Origin of the sequence: Tessaracoccus aquimaris, from assembly GCF_001997345.1 — a bacterium.
GTDB classification, from domain to species: Bacteria; Actinomycetota; Actinomycetes; order Propionibacteriales; family Propionibacteriaceae; genus Arachnia; species Arachnia aquimaris.
The window spans coordinates 3,218,682-3,239,535 of record NZ_CP019606.1 but is presented as its reverse complement, the minus strand read 5'-3'; the positions used below and the strand labels follow the sequence as shown (position 1 = coordinate 3,239,535).

Sequence of the window (20,854 nt, the reverse complement as noted above, 5' to 3'; positions counted from 1 at the left end):
CCGCGATTCCGACGGCGTGAGCCCGCGCGACCCGTAGAATTTGCCCGTTCCATCGACGAAGGGCACCCATGGCAGGCGGACTCGCGGCACTCCTTGACGACATCGCGGCGATCGCGCGAGCCGCGGCCGCCTCGGTCGACGACATCGCAGCGGCCGCGGCCAAGGCCTCAACGAAGGCCGTCGGAGTGGTCGTCGACGATGCCGCCGTAACGCCGCGCTACGTCCAGGGCTTCACTGCCGACCGGGAACTGCCCGTGATCTGGCGCATCGCCAAGGGCTCGATCATCAACAAGATCGTGTTCATCCTCCCGGTGATCCTGCTGCTCAACTGGCTGCTGCCCTGGGCGTTGACGCCGCTGCTGATGTGCGGCGGCCTCTACCTCAGCTACGAGGGCGCCGAGAAGATCTGGGAGGCGGTCAGCGGCCACAGCAAGTCGAAGGAGGCGCCCGCCCTCGTCAAGGGCGCCGACTACGAGAACACCATGGTCAAGGGCGCCATCACCACCGACTTCATCCTGTCCGCGGAGATCATGGTGATCTCGCTGAACGAGGTCGCCGACCTCGGCTTCTGGCTGAAGGCGGGCAGCCTCGTCGTGGTGGCGCTCGCCATCACCGCTCTCGTCTACGGCGTCGTGGCCCTCATCGTCAAGATGGACGACGTCGGCCTCAAACTCGCCGCCAAGGAGAACACCCGTCGCCTCGGCGAGGGCCTCGTCAAGGCCATGCCCATCGTCTTGAAGGTGCTCAGCACCGTCGGCATCGCCGCGATGCTGTGGGTCGGCGGGCACATCCTGCTCGTCGGCATGAACGACCTCGGCTTCCATCCGATCTACGAGTTCGTCCATCACCTCGAGGTGCTCGCCGCCAACGCGGCGGGCGGGTTCGTCGGCTGGCTGGTCAACACCTTCTTCTCCGCGATCATCGGCCTTGCGATCGGCGCGGTGGCCGTGGTCGTCATGCACCTGCTGCCGTTCGGGAAGAAGAAGCACGACGACGCCGAGCACCCCAAGGCGCATGAGATCAAGGTCGAGCCCTCCGGCGCGGCGACCCCCGAGACGGAGAAGCGCTGACGGCGGTCGCGGACGGGGCGATCACCACCAGGTGAGGTGCGTGAACAGCGGCCGGGTGTGATCGGCCGAGCACTTAGTCTGAGCGCCATGACTTCGCAGCCGCCCGAGGGCAACCCCGACTTCACCGCCAACCCTGCCGGGGGGCAGAGCCCGCAGGAGCAACTCGGCTACCAGAACCAATGGCAGAACCAGGCGCCGCCGCAGCAGAACATGCCGCCGCAGAACATGCCCATGCAGCAGCACAATGCCCCGCCGCCGGCCCAGATGGGCACCTTGCGGGTCACCTTGCAAGGCTCGTTCTGGACCAACTCGATGGTCGCACCGACCGTGACGCTGGACGGATACCGCCTCAACGTGACGGGGTCCTCCGGCAGTTTCGACTTCCCCGTTCCCGCGGGCCAGCACCGGATTCACGCGCACGGCCAGTGGATGAAGAAGTACGGCAACGCGGACCTCGACTTCGTCATGGAGCCTGGCAGGCTCGTCGAGGTCTTCTACGCGGCGCCCATGAACCAGTTCGTCAATCAGGGCAACATCGGCTTCACGCCCCAGAAGCAGGCAGGCGGTGGCTGCCTGATCGCCCTGCTGGTCTTCATCGTGCTGATCGCGGTCCTCGCGGTCGCGCTGCCGATGATGCTCTGAGGCTCGACGAATCGTGCCCGCCGAGCGTCTCGGCGGGCACTCTCGCGCCTGGGCTCAGGCGATGACGGCGAAGCCCGCGGTCCAGCCGACCTGGTTCGACGCGGCCAGGACCAACTGCTGGAAGCCGATGGCCTCTAGTTCGCGGGCCCGCTTGAGCGGACCGGCATCGAGTGCCTTCATTCCCGAGGCGTCGACGATGTCGGCGAGGCTCTGCTTGGCGTCCTGATCGTCGCCCGCGATGAGGACGGTGGTCGTCGCGTCGCCGACCTTGCCCGACTCGAGGGTCGCGGCGAAGTTGGTGTTGAAGGCCTTGAGGACCTTCGACTGCGGAAGCTTGGCCTGCAGTTCGGCGGCCGCGGACGAGTCGGCCGGGACAACCAGCGAGTCGAAGGTGTCGAAGTCGACGGGGTTCGTGATGTCGACCACGATCCTGCCCGCAAACTCGTCCGCCCTGCGCGCCAGCACGTCGTCGACCGCCCCGAATGGGATGGCCAGCACGACGATCTCTCCGGTGACCGCCGTCACCGCATCGCTGCGGGTGAGAATCTCGACGGTGTTGCCGCCCGTGGTGACGAGGTTCGAGATCGCCTTGCCCATCTTTCCGCCGCCGATAATGGTGACCTTGCTCATAGCACTTACCTCCAGATTGCTTGTACCTACAACTACTCTACGCGAGTTAGTTGTTGTATCAAGTAATCATTACACTGCTTCCATGACGAAGTGGCTGAACGAACGCGAGATGTCGGCCTGGCTACGACTCGCGTCGCTCCTGGAGCTCGTTCCTGGGGTCTTGGAGACCCAACTGAAGCGCGACTCCGACCTGTCCCACTTCGAGTACTGGGTGCTCGCGATGCTCTCCCAGGCCCCCGAGCGGACCCTTCGGATGTCCTCGTTGGCGAGCCAGACCCGCGGCACGCTTCCACGCCTGTCGCACGTCGTCAATCGCTTGGAGAAGCGCGGACTCGTCGAGCGTCAGGCGGACCGCGTCGACGCGAGGGCGACCAACGCGTCGCTGACGGACGCGGGCTGGGACCTCGTGGTCAGAGCAGCCCCGGGTCACGTCGAGACGGTGCGCTCGTCGATCATCGACGCCCTGACGCCGGACCAACTCGACCAGCTCACGGCGATCGGCGACGCGATCCTCGCGAGGGTCCGCCCCGAGGCGTTGGAAACGATCCGCGCCTTGGACGAAGCCCGCTGACGCTGCCCCCAGGCGGCCTCGGGGAACGACGACGCCCGCAGACGCCCCCCTCGGGCGGCACTGACTCCGTTCCTTGAGCAGGCCCGCCGACGAAGTCGCGCGAGGCCGAGTCGAAAGGTCCGAAACCCATCAGACGAACCCGACCACCGGCTAGCGCGACAATCGGACCCCTCGACAAGCTCGGGGAACGGCACCACCCACGACCGGCTCGGGAAGCACCCGTTCCTTGAGCCGGCCCGCCGACGAAGTCGCGCGGCCGAGTCGAAAGGTCCGCAACCCGAGAGTCGCACCCGACCACCCTCCGCTCCTTGAGCAGGCCCGCCGACGAAGTCGCGCGGCCGAGTCGAAAGGTCCGCAACCCTCAAGTCGCACCTGACCACGCTGGGCGACGGGACCCCGCGACCGGCTCGGTGATCGCTGGTTGAGCCGGGCAAAGGCGCGCAGCGCCGCAGCCCGCGTCGAAACCTCTGGCGCCCGGTGCGGAGTCTCGAGAAGAGATTGACGGTGCGGGCAGATCGCGGTCGGCAACATCAGCACTGTGGTTGCGGACCCCTCGACAAGCTCGGGGAACGAAGCCCGCTGACGCGGCCCCGGGCGGCACTGACTCCGTTCCTTGAGCCGGCCCACCGACGAAGTCGCGCGGCCGAGTCGAAAGGTCCGAAACCAGTCGGTACACGCGACCACGCTGGGCGACGGGACCCCGCGGCCGGCTCGGGGAGCGCTGGTTGAGCCGGGTAAAGGCGCGCAGCGCCGCAGCGCGCGTCGAAACCTCTGGCGCCCGGTGCGAGGTCGCACTCGCCGTAGAGCGGGCACGGCCCGAACAGCTCGTCCGACTCGGCGACCAAGTGCGCCTGCCCCAGCATTCCGTGGCCTCGTGGCGTCGAGACCGCTTGCCCGACGCTCGGCAGGTCGCATCAGTCGGATACGTCAGCGCTGTGGTTGCGGACCCCTCGACAAGCTCGGGGAACGGCACCACCCACGACAAGCTCGGGGAACGCTGGTTGAGCCGGGCAAAGGCGCGCAGCGCCGCTGCGCGCGTCGAAACCCTCCGTCGCCGGTGCTGGGACAGGCTCAGGGCACAACGTGACTCAAGCGGCCAGCCCGAACAGGCGCAGGAGCGCTGCCGTCACGGCGCCCAGCAGGACCACGACGATGAACGGCGCCCTCAGCCACAGGGCGATCGCCGCGACCAGCACCGACGCGAGCCTCGCGTCGACCTCGAGCGACGAACCGGATGCGAACGTCTGCGTCACCACCAATGCCGACAACAGTCCGACCGTCACCCCGGACGACACGTAGGCGAACCGCGGGCTCTCCAACGCGTCGGAGGGCAGCAGGTAGCCGACCAGTTTCTGCGCGAAGCACGCCAGCGCCGCGACCAGCACCCAGATCCACAGTGTCATGCGTGCGCCCCCTTGCTCGCCGCGCCCCATCGCTGCTGCCACCAGGCGACCGCCGCCGCGGCGGCGCCGGCCGCCAGGATCGGGATGCCCGCAGGCGCCAAGGGCACGAGCACTGCCGCCAACAGGGCCGCGACGACGCCGACAGCCTGCGCCTGGCGGCGCTTCAGCCGCGGCCACAGCAGGGCGACGAACGCCGCGGCCGCCGCCCCGTCGAGGCCCCATCGCTTCGGGTCGCCGAGCACGTCGCCGAGCAGCGCGCCGCCGAGGGTCGCGAGGTTCCAGAACACGAAGACGCCCAAGCCTGCGGCCCAGAACCCGGCGCGCTGCGATGCCCGGTCTGGCTGAGCGAGCGACACCGCGACCGATTCGTCGATGGTCACCTGGGCCGCCGCTGCCTTGCGGAGCCCGCGCGGCTTGATCAGCGCCGACATCTGCAGGCTGTACAGGGTGTTGCGCACACCGAGCAGAAAGGCAGTCGCCGCGGCGGCCGGCCCGGCGCCTCCGGCCGCGATGACTCCGATGAACGCGAACTGGCTACCGCCGGTGAACATCAGGAGGCTTAGCAGGCAGGTCTGCCACAGGTTCAGCCCGCTCGCGACGGACAGCGCCCCGAACGAGATGCCGTAGGCGCCGGTCGCGAGCCCGACCCAGACACCTTGCCGGACGGCAGAGGTGACGGTGGTCGTCATGCCCCCGGGTGCTCCATGACCAGCACGATCCAGGTGCCGGGCTCCAGCGCCTCCGACACGTGGGCGACGTCGCCCGGATAGGTCACGTAGTCGCCCGCCACGACCTCGACCTCCTCGCCGACCGGCCCGATCCGCACCGACCCGGCCGCCACGACCACGTGTTCGACCGACCCGCGCAAGTGCGGATCGGAGCGCCGGGCGCTCCCCGGTTCGAGGGTGACGGCGTACACGTCGCGCCTCGCCGACGACCCCGCCGACAGCAGCGCCGCCGCGTAGTCCGCCTCGTCCGCGACAACGCTCTGACGCTCCGCCCGGCGGACGACGCGTAGCCGACTCTGCGGCGCGGCCACCAACTGCGAGAACGGGACCCCGAGCGCGACGGCGATCGCCCACAGCGTCTCGACCGACGGGTTCCCGGACCCGGCCTCAAGCTGGGAAAGCGTCGATTTTGAGACTCCCGCCAGGCGCGCGACGGCGCTGAGCGTCAGCCCGGCACGCTGCCGCTCTGCCCGAAGGTTGTCTGCGATGAGCTGCACCGGGCTGCCTGCAGCGTCGTGGCTTGTCGGTTCAGACGAGGTTCCCATACGTTCTGTATATCAGCCATTCGTTCGACTTATCGAACATCTCACGCTGGGCGGCGAGCCGGGATGAGGCCATTCCCCCGCCCCGGGCATCGCCCCCGGCAGCGGCGACCACCCCTCCCTAGTAGCCTCAGTGCCATGACCGTGCCGACCGCCTCAGAGATCTCCGAGTACATCTCTACCCTCAGCCGGTGGATCGACGAGGGCAACGCGGCGCGTCCGACAGAGGCACAGACCTGGGCGCGGCTGGCCAAGATCACCGAGGAGGCGGGCGAGGTCGTCGCCGCCTACATCGGGGCGACCGGCCAGAACCCCCGCAAGGGCATCACGCACACCATGCACGACGTCGAGGAGGAACTGCTCGACGTCGCCATCACCGCACTTGCGGCGCTGGAGCACGTCCGCGGCCACGACCGCCGTGCTATCGAGCTGATGACGGAGAAGGTGCGCCGCACGATGCAGCGCGCGAGGATCGATACAGGGGCTTAGTGCTGGGCAAGCCTCGCTCTGCTGAAGGGGCAGCTCCGACGGGGCTGCACGTGCGCTTGATCGGGCTCAACCCCTTGGCGGGGACGTTCAGTGCGTCGAGGTTCTTCCCCACGGGCTCACCCGCTGGGCGAGCAGGGACGAGGTCGGTGTCGACCAGTCCCCCACGATCGTGGGCTCACCCCCGCTTGGCGGGGCGGGACCGCGCCGCGAGGCCCGTGGCCCCAGGCCCATCGGGCTCACCCCCGCTTGGCGGGGCGGGACCGATCCTGGCGCGCTGGGGATCGTGGGGTGCCGGGCTCACCCCCGCTTGGCGGGGCGGGACTGGATCGTCCGGGTCGAGCCCTTGCTCGACCAGGGCTCACCCCCGCTTGGCGGGGCGGGACCTGCGCGGGCGTCGGGTCGCTTGTCGAGGTCGGGGCTCACCCCCGCTTGGCGGGGCGGGACGGCAACTACCTGCACCATTATTGAGGGGAAGGGGGCTCACCCCCGCTTGGCGGGGCGGGACGGTGTTGAAGCCCTGGGCGGCGACGTTGTGGCGGGCTCACCCCCGCTTGGCGGGGCGGGACATGTACCCCTCGCCCCGCGTCGCCGGGCAGACGGGCTCACCCCCGCTTGGCGGGGCGGGACGGCACCATCAGCTTCCTGCCCACCGACGCCATGGGCTCACCCCCGCTTGGCGGGGCGGGACACCTATTCGGCGGCTGCGGTGATTCCGTGGGCGGGCTCACCCCCGCTTGGCGGGGCGGGACCAACGATGGATGTGGGTTCGCATCCGGTCGCCGGGCTCACCCCCGCTTGGCGGGGCGGGACTGCGGGAGTGGGTGCCGGAAGATCTTCAGCTCGGGCTCACCCCCGCTTGGCGGGGCGGGACTTCAGGCCAGCGCCGAGGGTGGTCGCCAACTCGGGCTCACCCCCGCTTGGCGGGGCGGGACGGTGAGCAGACCAACCTTCAAGCTTGGGGGGCGGGCTCACCCCCGCTTGGCGGGGAGGGACCGGACGAGCAGAGGGACGCGATCCTGCTGGCGGGCTCACCCCCGCTTGGCGGGGAGGGACATGATGCGGAGGCGGCGCTTGTGCTCGTCGGTGGGCTCACCCCCGCTTGGCGGGGAGGGACCGATGTGATTGAGAGTGCTGATGGATGGTCGCGGGCTCACCCCCGATTGGCGGGGAGGGACCTATCGGCGGCGGCAGAGTACGCGCCGCGGACGGGCTCACCCCCGCTTGGCGGGGAGGGACAGACGTACTTCATGACGTCACTTCCTGCGTCAGGGCTCACCCCCGCTTGGCGGGGAGGGACCCAAGCGCTCGCCAAGACACTCGAGGGCCTCGGGGCTCACCCCCGCTTGGCGGGGAGGGACGTTGCCGGCAACATCGACCCCGACGCGCCGCCGGGCTCACCCCCGCTTGGCGGGGAGGGACAGCTTTGGACCCCCACCCGGTCAAGGGTGGGGGGGCTCACCCCCGCTTGGCGGGGAGGGACGGACGGCGGGGACACGCTCGGGCTTGAAGAAGGGGCTCACCCCCGCTTGGCGGGGAGGGACCCGGACGATCAGAGAGACGCGATCCTGCTGGCGGGCTCACCCCCGCTTGGCGGGGAGGGACGAACAAGATCCCGTGAATGTGGACGTGCCAGCCGGGCTCACCCCCGCTTGGCGGGGGAGGGACCCGCGTGACCCCGCGAACTTTGACCTCGACACGGGCTTACCCCCGCTTGGCGGGGAGGGACATCTGGTCCATCACGCTCACGAGGTGGTCGAAGGGCTCACCCCCGCTTGGCGGGGAGGGACAGGAGAGATACTTCTACCGCACATCCGCTGTGGGGCTCACCCCCGCTTGGCGGGGAGGGACGCAGCGTCCCGGTCCCGTACGTCCGCGGTGGCGGGCTCACCCCCGCTTGGCGGGGAGGGACTGAGCTAGGCGCTGCGGTGGCGGAGCCGGTGTGGGCTCACCCCCGCTTGGCGGGGAGGGACCTGCCCAACGTCGCCAAGCCGCAGATGGTCGCGGGCTCACCCCCGCTTGGCGGGGAGGGACGAACGCGACGCGCCCGCCGTCCTCTGACCACCGGGCTCACCCCCGCTTGGCGGGGAGGGACTCGGCAGCCGGGGCAGTGACCGACGAGTACCCGGGCTCACCCCCGCTTGGCGGGGAGGGACCTGGGGCTGCATCGTCCTCATCATCTGCTCGCCGGGCTCACCCCCGCTTGGCGGGGAGGGACCGATGCGTGGGGGCCGGGGTGGTGGCTGTCGAGGGCTCACCCCCGCTTGGCGGGGAGGGACGTCATTGGCGGCAAGCCCTCCTTCTCCGCGAAGGGCTCACCCCCGCTTGGCGGGGAGGGACCTGGCGCTGCGGCTGGTGCTGCTGTGGCGCTCGGGCTCACCCCCGCTTGGCGGGGAGGGACATGTAGGCGCGGTTGGCGCGCCCCTTGACGGTAGGCTCACCCCCGCTTGGCGGGGAGGGACACCGCGCCACTAGGACACGCCCCCATCGTGATGGGCTCACCCCCGCTTGGCGGGGAGGGACGGTGCGCTCGGGCGGGTGTATCGGCCCGGCTGGGGCTCACCCCCGCTTGGCGGGGAGGGACTTCACCCACACGTCCGGCGGCACGTCCTCGACGGGCTCACCCCCGCTTGGCGGGGAGGGACCCGCGCAACTTCCGGTGATCGAAGCGGTCGCCGGGCTCACCCCCGCTTGGCGGGGAGGGACGGAGAGCACCGGGGGCGCGAGGTACGCGCCGAGGGCTCACCCCCGCTTGGCGGGGAGGGACGTTCGGACAGATTGAACCTCAACTCAAAGAGTGGGCTCACCCCCGCTTGGCGGGGAGGGACCACGGCCTTCGCCTCGGCTTGTCGTCGCTCACGGGCTCACCCCCGCTTGGCGGGGAGGGACCGGCGGGGTCGACAAGAGTGCCGATGTCGTTGGGGCTCACCCCCGCTTGGCGGGGAGGGACTTGGTGAGGTCGGCGGCGGCGGCGTGGCGTCGGGGCTCACCCCCGCTTGGCGGGGAGGGACGCCGTAGCGGTAGTGCTCCGCCATGGCGTCGAGGGCTCACCCCCGCTTGGCGGGGAGGGACCGGGGTGCGTCGGGTAGGTAGCTGCGGATCCAGGGCTCACCCCCGCTTGGCGGGGAGGGACACGGTTGAGCCATTCTCCATCGCGGCATAGGTGGGCTCAGCCCCGCTTGGCGGGGAGGGACGTGGCCCTGCTCGGCGAGGACACGGAGGCCCTGGGCTCACCCCCGCTTGGCGGGGAGGGACAAGGTGCGCGGGCCTGCCAGTAGATCCTCAGCGGGCTCACCCCCGCTTGGCGGGGAGGGACCTGGGCATCAAGGCCTATGACGCTTCCGGTAAGGGCTCACCCCCGCTTGGCGGGGAGGGACGGACCGCATGGCCGAAGTCGAACTCGTCGCTGGGGCTCACCCCCGCTTGGCGGGGAGGGACTTGAGGAGGTCCCACGCCTCTTCGTCCTCGGGGGGCTCACCCCCGCTTGGCGGGGAGGGACGTCCCTTAAGACCGATCCGATCCCTGATTGCCGGGCTCACCCCCGCTTGGCGGGGAGGGACGCGATCGTCGCGGGCGCGGGCGCGTCGGTGCGGGGCTCACCCCCGCTTGGCGGGGAGGGACACCGACGTGTCACTCAGCACGCCCGAGCGCGTGGGCTCACCCCCGCTTGGCGGGGAGGGACCCGCTCGGCTTCACGGCAAACCGCACGGTTTCGGGCTCACCCCCGCTTGGCGGGGAGGGACCGCGATCACCGCCTTACGCCACATCACGAAGAGGGCTCACCCCCGCTTGGCGGGGAGGGACGCTCGTCGCTTGTCTGGGTGCTGAGACCCTCCGGGCTCACCCCCGCTTGGCGGGGAGGGACCTGCGTCGCGGCCTCCGCGTCCTCGACGAGGAGGGCTCACCCCCGCTTGGCGGGGAGGGACTCGGTCTTGCCGTCGGCTTGATCGTGGGAATCGGGCTCACCCCCGCTTGGCGGGGAGGGACCCTGGGCAACGTCACCGCCGTGGGCTGGTCCGCGGCTCACCCCCGCTTGGCGGGGAGGGACCCGGTCGTGTGGTCCCACGACTCCGACGACCCGGGCTCACCCCCGCTTGGCGGGGAGGGACTGAGACTGGCCCGGAGGAGGCGGTCAGCGTTGGGGCTCACCCCGCTTGGCGGGGAAGGACGGACGCTCTACGTGGGGTCACGCAAAGTGCGGGGCTCACCCCCGCTTGGCGGGGAGGGACTGCTGTTGGGGTGGGTGTAGGTGCCCATGGTTGGGCTCACCCCCGCTTGGCGGGGAGGGACCCACCCTGGAACGACCAGGGGAGGCAAGGACGGGGCTCACCCCCGCTTGGCGGGGAGGGACAGCTCGGGATCGTGTCATTGACCATCGCGGCGGGGCTCACCCCCGCTTGGCGGGGAGGGACGCCGAGGGGAAGGTGCCGCTGAGGGCCGCCGAGGGCTCACCCCCGCTTGGCGGGGAGGGACTCAGTTCGGTGCGTGCGGTCATCAGAACGGCGGGGCTCACCCCCGCTTGGCGGGGAGGGACCGCCTCCATGGCGGCGGTTGCTTCGGCCTCGAGGGCTCACCCCCGCTTGGCGGGGAGGGACGCACTTGTCATGAACTGGGACGCGGTCGTCGAGGGCTCACCCCCGCTTGGCGGGGAGGGACCCTGATCCTCGACCCCGGCGACCTCGTCGAGGGGGCTCACCCCCGCTTGGCGGGGAGGGACCATGCGGGAGAGCTTGGCAGCGAGGTCAGACAGGGCTCACCCCCGCTTGGCGGGGAGGGACCGGCGACAGTCGGGGTTTGCCGGTGTGGCCTGGGGCTCGCCCCCGCTTGGCGGGGAGGGACATGGGGCTGGCAGAAATAAGTGACGACCACCGGGGCTCACCCCCGCTTGGGGGGAGGGACGGTGATGTGGGCCATGAGGGCCTCCTATTTCGGGGCTCACCCCCGCTTGGCGGGGAGGGACCGCGGTCCGCAGGTCGAGGCCTCCCGTCCCATGGGCTCACCCCCGCTTGGCGGGGAGGGACCATAGTCGGTCATGTCTCTCCTATGAGTGCTGGGGCTCACCCCCGCTTGGCGGGGAGGGACGGTTTCGACGGCAAGCTCGTCGAGCAAGCCGCGGGCTCACCCCCGCTTGGCGGGGAGGGACAACGAGCGCGTGCGGCTCGCGGGCCTGTCCGCGGGCTCACCCCCGCTTGGCGGGGAGGGACCCACCTTGGAGCGACCAGGGGAGGCAAGGACGGGGCTCACCCCCGCTTGGCGGGGAGGGACTTGACAGCTACCGAAGGAGAAAGACCATGACCGGGCTCACCCCCGCTTGGCGGGGAGGGACTTCAGGCAGACACGCCCAGAATCTTGCGGACGGGGCTCACCCCCGCTTGGCGGGGAGGGACTCGTCGATGCTGATGATCCACGACGCCTCGGCGGGCTCACCCCCGCTTGGCGGGGAGGGACGGCCCCAAGGATCGGCACGAGTGCCTTCGCCAGGGCTCACCCCCGCTTGGCGGGGAGGGACCGGCTCTTCGTCTGGGCCTCCTACGATGCCGCGGGCTCACCCCCGCTTGGCGGGGAGGGACCGCGTCGACCTCGACCCCGACCGGCTCGGCCGGGGCTCACCCCCGCTTGGCGGGGAGGGACCTCCCGACAGGCCCTTTCACCACCCCAACCTTGGGCTCACCCCCGCTTGGCGGGGAGGGACCCAACGACGGCTGCCACGTCCGTGGATGCGGTGGGCTCACCCCCGCTTGGCGGGGAGGGACACCTATTGACTAGGGCAAACGTCCCAAGAAGCGTCGATACGAGCCCTCTTGTACCCTAGCGGCGCGACCTACGCGCACGCGAGGCGGCGCTCCATCCTCGACGCATAGGGTCTTCATCCCGCCCTCTTGACGGCGCATCAACGAGACCCCGTCGACATCAACCACTTCCCAGCTGTGGTTGTGGACCTTGAACCCGAGGCGCTGCTCGCCATTGGTTCCAAAGATCATGATGGCCCGGCCGTCCTTGCACATTTCTAGGACCCGAAGCCAAAGGTGGTCTCGGATCCGCGTGGTCAAGTGCCCGACAAAGACCCCGGGGCTCACCTCGAGGAGCCATCGGGTGAGGTGGCCGCGCAACCCTTCTGGGCAGTTCGACAAGACAATGACTACCAATCTGGCTCATCTCCCCAACTGCGCCCAGCCAAGATGCTCTCACCGCTCTCATCCCAGAGTTCAAGGATGTCCCATCCGTATCCGTCGTCAGGGTCACCTGACGCCGCGAGCACCGTGTGGATGTCACGTACACAACGGGTAAGCAGTCGTCGTGCGTGAATCTCGTCTCTCATCGCCCGGCGAGTCTCACCGGGGAGATCATCGCCAGCTTGAGCGGCCATCTCGAACGCGATCGGGACGGCGATCTCGGTCTTGTACAGGTCGGCGACGTCGTAGACGAAGGATCGGTCTTGCCCCGTGTGGACGAAGCCGAGACCGGGGACGAGGCCGAGCGCCACGATGACGGCATGGGTGACCCCGTAGAGGCAGGAGGTTGCCGCCGTGAGCGCCTGATTGACCGGGTCCGAGGCCTCGAACTCGGTGGGTTTGTAGCTGCGCTTATCCCACGTCACGCCATGGTCTTCGGCCGCGTCGCGGTAGGCCTGTCGAACTCTTGTGCCTTCACGTCCCCGGAGTTGCTTGAGCGTTGCCGTGGCGACCGACTCGTCGGGGAATCGCAACTCATACATGCGCCTAGCTACCTTGAGTCGCTCGTCGCGGTTCACGCACGCCGCCGCCTGAAGCTCAAGCAGTCGCGTCCTACGGGCCAGCGGCCGACCATGAGCGTAGTAGCGCACACCATGCTCGCCAACCCACACCGCTGTGGCGCCGCTGTCGGCGAGCAGCATCATCGCCTGGTGCGTGATGTTGGTTCCCGGGCCGAGGAGGAGGGCACCGATCATGGCGGCCGGAATGTGAACGACACCCTTGTCGCTGGTAGAGGTGATCGCGTTCGACTCGCGGTGGATCTGGCAGCGTTCAAGGTAGATGAAGCTGAGCCGGTCCTGAGCCCGGGCCAGCTCTTGCACTTCGGCCGGCCGCGACCCAGGAATCGGCTTCATGCCTCACCCCTCGGTTCGGCCCATGGGAGCCAACGTCATGAGGCCGCAGCCGTATCCCTTCGCAGGTCCGATGCCACGAGCGAGCGCGGCCCGTAACCGGTCGGGATCGACCACTGTCAGTGCCCCGTCGAGTTGAGCGATCGACAGCGTGACCGGTTTTGCCGCGGATCCACGCGTGAACCGCACCGTCTCGCGCTTCGTGACAGAGACGGCCGCCGCGCCCACCGCATCGAGCGGGAACTCCACACCAAGTGCGTCGTTCCTCTCGATCAGCCAGTCGCGTTGTTGGGTCGCGGTCACGTGCGCAACCCGCCGACCCCTGGCCCCCGGTTCGGCACGAAGCGACCGGACAGGGTTGGCAGCCAAGCGGAACCGCCACGACTGACCGGGGGTCAGGCGCTCCAGGAAACCGTCGTAGTTGGCGGTTCGCGCCGGGGCGCCCGTGTTCCAGCCCGCCTGCTCGTTGAGGGCCGTGAAGTCGGGCCGCAGGCCGCTCACGAGCAGCAGCTTGATCGCGTGGCTCGAGCTGACGTCAAGGCGCCAGAGCGCGCGAGACTCACCGTCACTCGACTGACCGGGCGGAAAGCAGCCGAGCACGGCCGCGTGCAGCCGCTCGCGCGAGGCCAGCAGATGCCGGGCGGACCGACGCCCCCCGTTGATGTCGAACTCGCTAAGGAACATCAGCCATCTCCAAGTGCAGCGAGCCAATCCGGCTCGTCGGTACCAACGTCGTTTCGCAACTGGATCGCGGATGAGGCGACCGTTCGCCAGCCATACTCGCGACGAGAGGGATCGAAGCTCAGAGGCACGTCACGTACGTCCTCGCCCGGAGCTTCTGGCGCCGAGTCGGTGTGGACATCGAGGGTGACGACAGTCGGCATCCGCTTGCGGTGCCACGGGGCGGCCTGCCACGGTTCGGTCGACAATGCGTCGTCCAACCCGCCTTCCCTCAGTCCGAGGGCCAGTTTCCCCTCGACAGGACAGGCGCGGCGACCCAAATAGAGGGGAAATTCGGGCCGTTCCACGGCGGCCAGAAGCGCCTCAAGCAGTGCCTGCTCCCCCTCGATACCCGCCACGAAAACCGCATCCGAAAGGTAGTAGCGGTGTGACAGCGGCATCGACGCGCCGGCCTGGTCGTGAGCCGTGTGGAAGTCGCGCACCACCGTTCCAGGTTGGTCGGCACGAACGCCGAACCGAAGCTGGAGGAGGTCCTCGATGCTGTCGGTGCGGCGACGCCCCTGCGCGGCGGCAAGCAGCCCGAGCACCCCGGATTTGGTTGGCTCGTGCCGGGTCGAGCGGACAGTGAACCGGCTGGAGTCACCCCACGATTGCAGCGGTCCGGCGAGCCGGAGCAGCAGCACGGTCACGAGGACGCCTGATCGGCAAGCACCGCGGCGGCGGCTTCGCGGGAGCGGTCGACGAGCTCGAGCAGCGAGACCACCTCACCCAACTGATCCAAGGCGACACCGGCGTTTGCCGTTCGGGTCACGAGCGAGACGGCCGCCGAGTCGAGGAAGCTCTTCTGAAGCTCCGTCACGTGCTTAGCCAGCGCGTCCACCGAGGGACGGACGTAGCCGCCGTCGGCCTCCACGGCAGCCTCGAACGCACCCACGTAGCTCACCGAGCGACCCTCCCTCAGCTGCACAAGGACGGCGTCTGGCAACGTGTTGTTGCCAAAGGTGTTCTGCTTACCGGTGGGCATCGAGACGATGAAGCCCTGCACGAAGGCCGCCGCCGCCTCGGCGGTGAGACCGACATCGCCGAGGTTGTGCAACAGCTCGGTGAGGCTGACGGTGGCGAACCGGTAAAGCGTGGACGAGTTGAACTCGATGGTGCCGATCATTCCGGCACCCGCGTCGTCCTCGTCGAGCTTGTAGTCGTCAACGGCCGTGAAGTAGTCGGCCTCGGTCTCCGCCGCATGGGTGCTGATGGCGTGGGCGACCTGCACCGCCGAGTCGACATTGAGGTCCTTCGAGTCGGCGACCATGCGGCCGAATAGGCTCACATCGATGCCGTGGTCCGTGTCTGCCGCTTGCTGGGCATCGCGCTTCGTGACCGCTCCTTCGGCCGTAGCCGCCAGCTCGGCCAAGCGGTCGAGCTGGTGACGGCTGAAGAAGATCAGGTATTGGGAGCGCTCGATCTTCTCGGGCTCATCCTTCTTGACCCGGGGCTTCTCGGTCTTGAGCCCCAGCGCGCCGACCACCTTGACGGCGCGGGCGACCATCTCGTCCACTGGCAGGTCGACCTTCATCTCCTTCATCCGATCGACGAGGAGTTCAATCACGCGCAAGGTCCGCACGCCGCGCTTCTCCGGGTCGACGAACTCGTCGAAGCTGGCGCGCACGGCCTTCTTCCACGCCTGGCTGCTCACCCGGGCTCGGCGCACGCCTCCATAGAGGGCGCTCTTCGGCGCACCTGTGTCGTCGCGGTTGACGTTGCTCGGCGGGACGCTCTGCAGGACGTGGATGTCGAGGTAGTAGGCGGTCACGAGTTCTTTCCTTCGGTGGGAGCGTCGGTTGCATCGGTTGGTTCGGCGGATGGTTTGTGGAGATGGAGTTGGCGGCCCCAACGGAGTCGAACACCGTCAGACTTCTTGTTATCGAGGAGCCAGAGGTCGGTGGCAAGTCGTCCGTAGTCCAGCGGGATCGACTCGGCCCGCAGCAACCCGACCAGCGCACGCAGGGAGTAGAGACGCGCCGCTCGGGACTGGGCCCGCACCAAGGCATGGAAGCGCGACAGGACGCCCGGCTCCAGCGTGCCATCACCGGATCGGACGCGCGCGAGGTCCCGCACCGCCTGCCCCAGCCCGACGCCCTGCCGGTGCATGGGTTCGGACTTCGACTGCTGGTGGATCGCGTACATCACGAGGGCGGCATGAGCGGCCGCCTCGCCGTAGCTGGGCGCGTCGCCGGTGCCCCGAACGGACTCGGGCAGGCCGTCGAGGGTCACCTGCCACAGAACGGGGTCGGCGCCAGGCAGCGACGCGTCCGCCCTGCGCAGTTGCGCCAGAGTCCGCTGCGACCAGTCGTCGCGTGGAGAACGCGTGTAACCCGCTTGCAGCCTCGACGCCTGGGACCCGACGAACCTGCCCGTCTCGATCCATGGTTTTGCGTCTAGCTTCTCGTCATTCATTCGATTCCTCCTCGTCAGCGTCCGCCTCCGATTGCAGTGTCGCCGCGCCGTCCGTGCTCGTGTGTCGGCGCAGTTGGGTCAGGAAGATGCTCCACGCTCGCGCCGTGTCCATGGCCTGCCCGGTGGCTGGGTCCGTGCGGCCCACCACGGCGGCGCGCCCCCCGTCTCGGCACATGTCGCCACCGAGCACGGTCATCCGCTGCCTGACCGCCGTCCTCCAGGCACCCTCCCGCTCGGGGATGCTCGAATCAGACGTCAGGTCGCGCACCCAGCGTCGGTAAAGGGGGTCCACCGCGTCATAGGCCTCAGTGAAGGCCTGGTCGCGTCGTGGGCCCGGGTCGACCCCGGCGGCCCTGGCCAGATTGGTCGCGAGGTTCGCCACGTCTATGACGGCCCACTGCGCCAGCCCGGCCGCCCAGATGGCGAGGCCTGCAAGTGACTCGTCATCGAGGAGAGCCACCGACATGGGCAACGAATCGTCGACCGCCGCCGCCAAGCTCGACTCTTGGGGGCCGTATTCGAACCCGACCACCCTGACCGAGACCAGGGCGTCTTGGGGGATGACGCCGCTTTCCCGGAGCCGCGACGCCCAGTCGAACAGTGCAGGACGGATCGTCTTCCTGTTAGGCACGTCCCTCTGCAGGAGCGGCTCAAGTCCGCGCCAGATGGCCCTGGCCGGGTTGTGGGTACGGGGCATCCACGTGTCCTGCTTCAGCTTCTTGGTCTGCGGCTCGCTGTAGCGCCAGCTCGACATGGGTTCGAACCGTTGCAGGTTCTGCGGGCCGATCTTGTCGCCGTTGCACACCAACGCGTCGACGACGTGATCGCCATTAAGGATCAGGCGCGCGCGACGCGTCTGCCACGTGTAGAGGTCGGTGATCCCAGTGAGTTCGGAGTGCAGCCAGTTCTCTCCGGCATCGTCCTGGTTTCGCTCCCACGGTGTGGAGTCGTCGTCGCTCGACATGGGAAGCACAAGGTTGAGCAGCAGCGTCTCGCGAAGGGAAGCCCCCTCGGCGACCACCAGCCCGATACGGCCGGTGATGCCAGTCCCGATTGGGTAGCCCTTTCCGCCCTTGACGCGATCGTCGCCGACCGCGCCCGACTTGATGCCGCTGATGTCGCTGGAGTGGAGCGCGACCAACCAGCGGGCGGCCTCCGCCAAGCTAAGCGATTCGATCCCCGCCCCATCGCGCGTGGTGAAGAACTTCGAACCGGACGGCACCTCCGCGATGAGTTTGTCGAGCCCTGAGGTGCTCCCCTTCTCGGTGCGAAGGCCAGCAACCTGGAAGAAGGGGCGATCGGCATCGAGCAGATCGAAGCGGGCCGCGTACTGATCGAGGTACGCATCGATCTGGTCGAGAGGCAGACCGTCTGCCCACCACGAACCCCACAGCACAACCGCCTCGTCTTCGTTGCGAATGTCATGGGTGGCCCGATAGGCGATGGCCAGCAACAGTCGGAGGACCGCCATGTCCTGCATGGGAATCTCGCCAGCGAGTCCGATGAACTCGCCCGCGCGGCGGAAGGCGTCACGGATCGATACCTCTTCGATCGCCCCTGTGCTTGTTCGAACCCGGATCCAGGGCGCGCTGATCAGACTAAATGACGCTGTCATTGGCGTATTGCTTTCTGCTCCGACTCGACGATGAGTCCGTGGCTGAGATCATAGACAATGCGTCTCCCGGCCAACTCGCCGACCCCCTCAGGAGACACGGCCAGGGCCAATTGACCCTTGAGCCACGGCGAGGCCTGCCACGCACTCACGTCGACCGCAGCCTCCAACTCATCGATCACACGGTCGACAATCCACATCCCTGAGAGGGAGTGCGGAAGCGCCAGCGTGCAGGCGGCGAGCGCCCGGGCCAACGGCCCTTCCGGGGTGGAATAGCCGATCGAGCCTCCGGAGTACGGCCCAACGTCGTCCGGCACCCGGTAGCCGTCTCCGTCATCGACGACGACGATCACCTCGAGCGAGTCCTCGCTGTCGCGCACTTGCCGATAGCCGTGTGAGTCGTCCGGATCGGAGGCGGGCCCGTTGATGAGCGCATTGAGGTTGCTCTTCCGCCGAGGGTCATCGAGCAGGAAGTCCCCGGCGCGTCTCACCTTGGACGACTGGTCGCAAGACGCTACCTTGGTCGCCTCGCGTGCGGCCGCCCCCCACGCCTCAGGAACGTCGGGCGTTATCTGGTAGGCGCGGGCCACCAAGGTCGGGATATCCCTTGGGATCGCGACCGAGCTGGTGTCCTCGACAATCGCGGCGCTTCTCAGCAGCGAGTCCCGCCCATAGATGCGCTCGGCACCGCCGGGAAACTCGGGAGGGTCCGTAAACCAATCGTCGACCCCACGAATGAGGCACTCGGGACGTTCAAGGCCCTTCGGCCGGGAACGGTCGTGACGGTGGAGCCTGCCGATGCGCTGCAGCATCAGGTCGACCGGCGCCAGATCGGTGATCATCAGGTCGAAGTCGATATCTAGGGATTGCTCAAGGACCTGGGTTCCCACGACGACGATCTGATCCGGCCGCTTATCGCCCGACGGGCCCAGGCGCCGAACCAGGTCGGCCTCACGGGCGGCCCGGTGCGGGGCGAGGAAGCGGCTGTGAAGCAGCACCACCTCACAGTCGAGGCGCCTCGAGAGGACGTCGAAGACCTCCTGCGCACGTGCCACGGTGTTGCAGATGACGCCAACGCAACCACCATCCTCGATGCGCTGGCCCACCTCGGTGACGAGGCTGTCCATACCGTCGTCGATGGTGGTTAGGGCCACGTGGACGTCATTGCCCTCCAGTTCGACGCCAACGGCGGTCGCACCGGCGTCGTCGACGGCATGGATCACGGGATAGCCGTCGGTCGTGGGAAGCTGTACCTTCCCCGTACGCCCATCGGCATAGGCCCGCAGCAACTCCTCCCGTTGTGACGGCGGAAGCGTCGCAGACATGAGGATCACCGGAGTGCCGTATCGGCCAAGCCAGGTGAGCACGCGCTTCAGATAGGTGCGCATATACGAATCTGCCGCGTGCACCTCATCGATGATCACCACCTTGGTCGCGAGGCCGAGGTGACGCAGTACGACGTGCTTGGCCTTGAGCCCTGCGAAGAGCGCTTGGTCGATCGTGCCGATGACGTGGTTCGCGAGCATCCCCTTCTTGCGGCCGAGGAACCAGGCATGAACCGTCGCGGCGGCCTCCCTTGTGCCCACCTCGTCGTCGTAGATGGCTGGCGCCGTCCGCGCCCACGGCATCAAACCGGCGAACTCGTCGTTGAGCCCAGCCTTGCTGTGCGCAAGGTTGACGCTGGTCACGCCGTCGGACGGGACATGATCCAGCCAATGCTTGACGCGCGCGAACATGGGGTTGGAGGTCGCCATAGTCGGCAGGCCCACGAAGACGCCGCCCAAGCCGAATCGTTGGGCAAGGATCTCGGCGGCAAGCAGGGCATCTTCCGTCTTGCCCGAACCCATGGGTGCCTCCAACAGCAAGAGGCCGGGCGTCTCCATCTCCTCGGCAACCCTCACCATCTCTCGTTGCATGGCGTTGAGCCGAGCCGTTGGCCCAAGCCTCGGAAAGCGGGATCGCAGCAGCTCGTCTGGGTCACCGGCCGACTCGACGGGTGACCAGGCGCCGGGGAGGTTGAGCTTGGCCAGTGCCCTCTCGGCCCGGTCGGCCTCGGGTGGGCCGTAGGGAAAGAGGTACTCGTCGCTGGCGATCCAGTCGGCCATGATGACGAGCCCGATGGTCAAGACTTGAACCTCGACCGGAATCGGCTTGGACAGCCACTGCTCTAGATATGCCTCTGCCCCGCTTCGGGTGGCGAAGACGTCCATGATCTCGTCTCGCACCTCGGCCCATCCTGGCGGCTCCTGCCTCAGAGCAATCCGCGCATCCACAAGCTCCGTGTCGGTGGGGTTGCTTCCATGATGCCCGCCGACGATACCCCCGAGATGCTGGGCCTTCAGAGGGTCCGCCGCGTAGCGTCGTGCGAGCCAATCCACGAGGTGCGCCTGCCCCAGCAGTGCGTGGCCTCGTGGACGATCGACGTGAAGTGGGACGTCGAGACCATTTGCCCGCATGGCGTCTGCGACATCGGGTCGGCCGGCTGGATACGCTTTGAAGGCGAAATGCTGCGACGCCTTACCGAGGTCGTGGACCGACGCTAGAAAGCAGACGAAGGCGCAGGCCGCGTCCTCTCCGCCCAGCGACTCGGCAAAGAGTCGCCGCACGTTACGGGGCTGCTGCGCCCACAGCGCCCGCATCACGTCCCCGGCGTCTTGGAGGTGCCGCACGAGCGGCAAGTGCATCGTCTCGTTGCCCTGGAGTTTGCCCCAACACGAGGTAGCTCGTTCGCTCCAATCAGCCATTGGAATCACGCCATCCACCCGAGGAGGGGTGGCTCCAGATCTGTCAGAGGTGACGGATATCTTGTCGCTAAGTGACCGCGGGTCATTGCTCGAATCATCGGAGGCTGCCTAACTGGCCGCCTCATTGCGGCCTCCCTTACAGGCTAGGCGAAGTTATTCGAGCTGTCAATCTATCCGTACCATGTTCCAGGATCACTCGGGCATTGA

General features: G+C 68.4%; 15 protein-coding genes, 1 pseudogene and 3 CRISPR repeat arrays. Of the genes and pseudogenes, 4 read left to right on the top strand and 12 right to left on the bottom strand.

Features of this window, described 5'->3' with window-relative positions:
* The first annotated feature begins 68 nt into the window (after window positions 1–68).
* A complete protein-coding gene (locus tag BW730_RS14760) occupies window positions 69–1,070 on the top strand; it encodes a DUF808 domain-containing protein (protein ID WP_077686925.1) in 1,002 nt (333 codons plus the stop codon).
* 87 nt (window positions 1,071–1,157) lie between these two features.
* On the top strand, window positions 1,158–1,712 hold the full coding sequence (locus BW730_RS14755; protein WP_077686924.1) for a hypothetical protein: 555 nt from the start codon (window positions 1,158–1,160) through the stop codon (window positions 1,710–1,712).
* A 54-nt stretch (window positions 1,713–1,766) separates the two neighbouring features.
* Here BW730_RS14755 and BW730_RS14750 read toward each other — a convergent pair whose 3' ends face one another.
* The gene (locus BW730_RS14750) at window positions 1,767–2,342 is read right to left on the bottom strand and encodes an NADPH-dependent F420 reductase (RefSeq protein ID WP_077686923.1); all 576 of its coding nucleotides are present in this window, start codon (window positions 2,340–2,342) and stop codon (window positions 1,767–1,769) included.
* 82 nt (window positions 2,343–2,424) lie between these two features.
* Here BW730_RS14750 and BW730_RS14745 point away from each other — a divergent pair, with 82 nt between their 5' ends.
* Window positions 2,425–2,913, top strand: coding sequence for a MarR family winged helix-turn-helix transcriptional regulator (locus tag BW730_RS14745; RefSeq protein ID WP_226996841.1), 489 nt, complete (start codon window positions 2,425–2,427; stop codon window positions 2,911–2,913).
* Between the two features lie 1,088 nt (window positions 2,914–4,001).
* Here the strand turns inward: BW730_RS14745 and BW730_RS14740 are convergent.
* From BW730_RS14740 to BW730_RS14730, 3 genes are read right to left on the bottom strand one after another with little or no spacing between them, the layout of a single operon-like run.
* Window positions 4,002–4,316, bottom strand: coding sequence for an AzlD domain-containing protein (locus tag BW730_RS14740; RefSeq protein ID WP_077686922.1), 315 nt, complete (start codon window positions 4,314–4,316; stop codon window positions 4,002–4,004).
* Window positions 4,313–5,005, bottom strand: coding sequence for an AzlC family ABC transporter permease (locus BW730_RS14735; RefSeq protein ID WP_077686921.1), 693 nt, complete (start codon window positions 5,003–5,005; stop codon window positions 4,313–4,315). Before BW730_RS14735 ends, BW730_RS14740 begins: the two co-directional genes overlap by 4 nt.
* Window positions 5,002–5,589 carry a helix-turn-helix domain-containing protein gene (locus tag BW730_RS14730; protein WP_077686920.1) on the bottom strand — a complete coding sequence of 196 codons (588 nt, stop codon included), beginning with the start codon at window positions 5,587–5,589 and terminating at the stop codon, window positions 5,002–5,004. Before BW730_RS14730 ends, BW730_RS14735 begins: the two co-directional genes overlap by 4 nt.
* 135 nt (window positions 5,590–5,724) lie before the next feature.
* Between BW730_RS14730 and BW730_RS14725 the strand changes: the two genes are divergently transcribed.
* A complete protein-coding gene (locus BW730_RS14725; RefSeq protein WP_077686919.1) occupies window positions 5,725–6,075 on the top strand; it encodes a MazG-like family protein in 351 nt (116 codons plus the stop codon).
* A gap of 171 nt (window positions 6,076–6,246) precedes the next feature.
* A CRISPR array of direct repeats spans window positions 6,247–10,181; the repeat unit is 29 nt; unit sequence GGGCTCACCCCCGCTTGGCGGGGAGGGAC.
* Window positions 10,182–10,271: 90 nt separating this feature from the next.
* Window positions 10,272–10,911: direct repeats of the CRISPR family, unit length 29 nt; unit sequence GGGCTCACCCCCGCTTGGCGGGGAGGGAC.
* Between the two features lie 91 nt (window positions 10,912–11,002).
* Window positions 11,003–11,825: direct repeats of the CRISPR family, unit length 29 nt; unit sequence GGGCTCACCCCCGCTTGGCGGGGAGGGAC.
* A gap of 55 nt (window positions 11,826–11,880) precedes the next feature.
* Here BW730_RS14725 and cas2e read toward each other — a convergent pair.
* The 8 genes and pseudogenes from cas2e to BW730_RS14685 form a co-directional block, all read right to left on the bottom strand.
* Window positions 11,881–12,218, bottom strand: a pseudogene (gene cas2e / locus BW730_RS14720) (type I-E CRISPR-associated endoribonuclease Cas2e).
* On the bottom strand, window positions 12,212–13,159 hold the full coding sequence (gene cas1e / locus BW730_RS14715) for a type I-E CRISPR-associated endonuclease Cas1e (protein WP_077686918.1): 948 nt from the start codon (window positions 13,157–13,159) through the stop codon (window positions 12,212–12,214). Before cas1e ends, cas2e begins: the two are co-directional and overlap by 7 nt.
* 3 nt (window positions 13,160–13,162) lie before the next feature.
* On the bottom strand, window positions 13,163–13,840 hold the full coding sequence (gene cas6e, locus BW730_RS14710; protein WP_077686917.1) for a type I-E CRISPR-associated protein Cas6/Cse3/CasE: 678 nt from the start codon (window positions 13,838–13,840) through the stop codon (window positions 13,163–13,165).
* Entirely contained in the window at window positions 13,840–14,526 is a 687-nt protein-coding gene (gene cas5e / locus BW730_RS14705; protein ID WP_077686916.1) for a type I-E CRISPR-associated protein Cas5/CasD, read from the bottom strand. The genes cas6e and cas5e overlap by 1 nt, the downstream gene beginning before the upstream one ends.
* A complete protein-coding gene (gene cas7e, locus BW730_RS14700) occupies window positions 14,523–15,647 on the bottom strand; it encodes a type I-E CRISPR-associated protein Cas7/Cse4/CasC (protein WP_077686915.1) in 1,125 nt (374 codons plus the stop codon). The genes cas5e and cas7e overlap by 4 nt, the downstream gene beginning before the upstream one ends.
* On the bottom strand, window positions 15,644–16,291 hold the full coding sequence (casB, locus tag BW730_RS14695) for a type I-E CRISPR-associated protein Cse2/CasB (RefSeq protein ID WP_077686914.1): 648 nt from the start codon (window positions 16,289–16,291) through the stop codon (window positions 15,644–15,646). The genes cas7e and casB overlap by 4 nt, the downstream gene beginning before the upstream one ends.
* Window positions 16,284–17,906 (bottom strand): type I-E CRISPR-associated protein Cse1/CasA, encoded by a 1,623-nt coding sequence (gene casA, locus BW730_RS14690; protein ID WP_077686913.1) that lies wholly within the window; start codon window positions 17,904–17,906, stop codon window positions 16,284–16,286. The genes casB and casA overlap by 8 nt, the downstream gene beginning before the upstream one ends.
* On the bottom strand, window positions 17,903–20,647 hold the full coding sequence (locus BW730_RS14685) for a CRISPR-associated helicase/endonuclease Cas3 (RefSeq protein WP_077686912.1): 2,745 nt from the start codon (window positions 20,645–20,647) through the stop codon (window positions 17,903–17,905). Before BW730_RS14685 ends, casA begins: the two co-directional genes overlap by 4 nt.
* Window positions 20,648–20,854 lie beyond the last annotated feature (207 nt).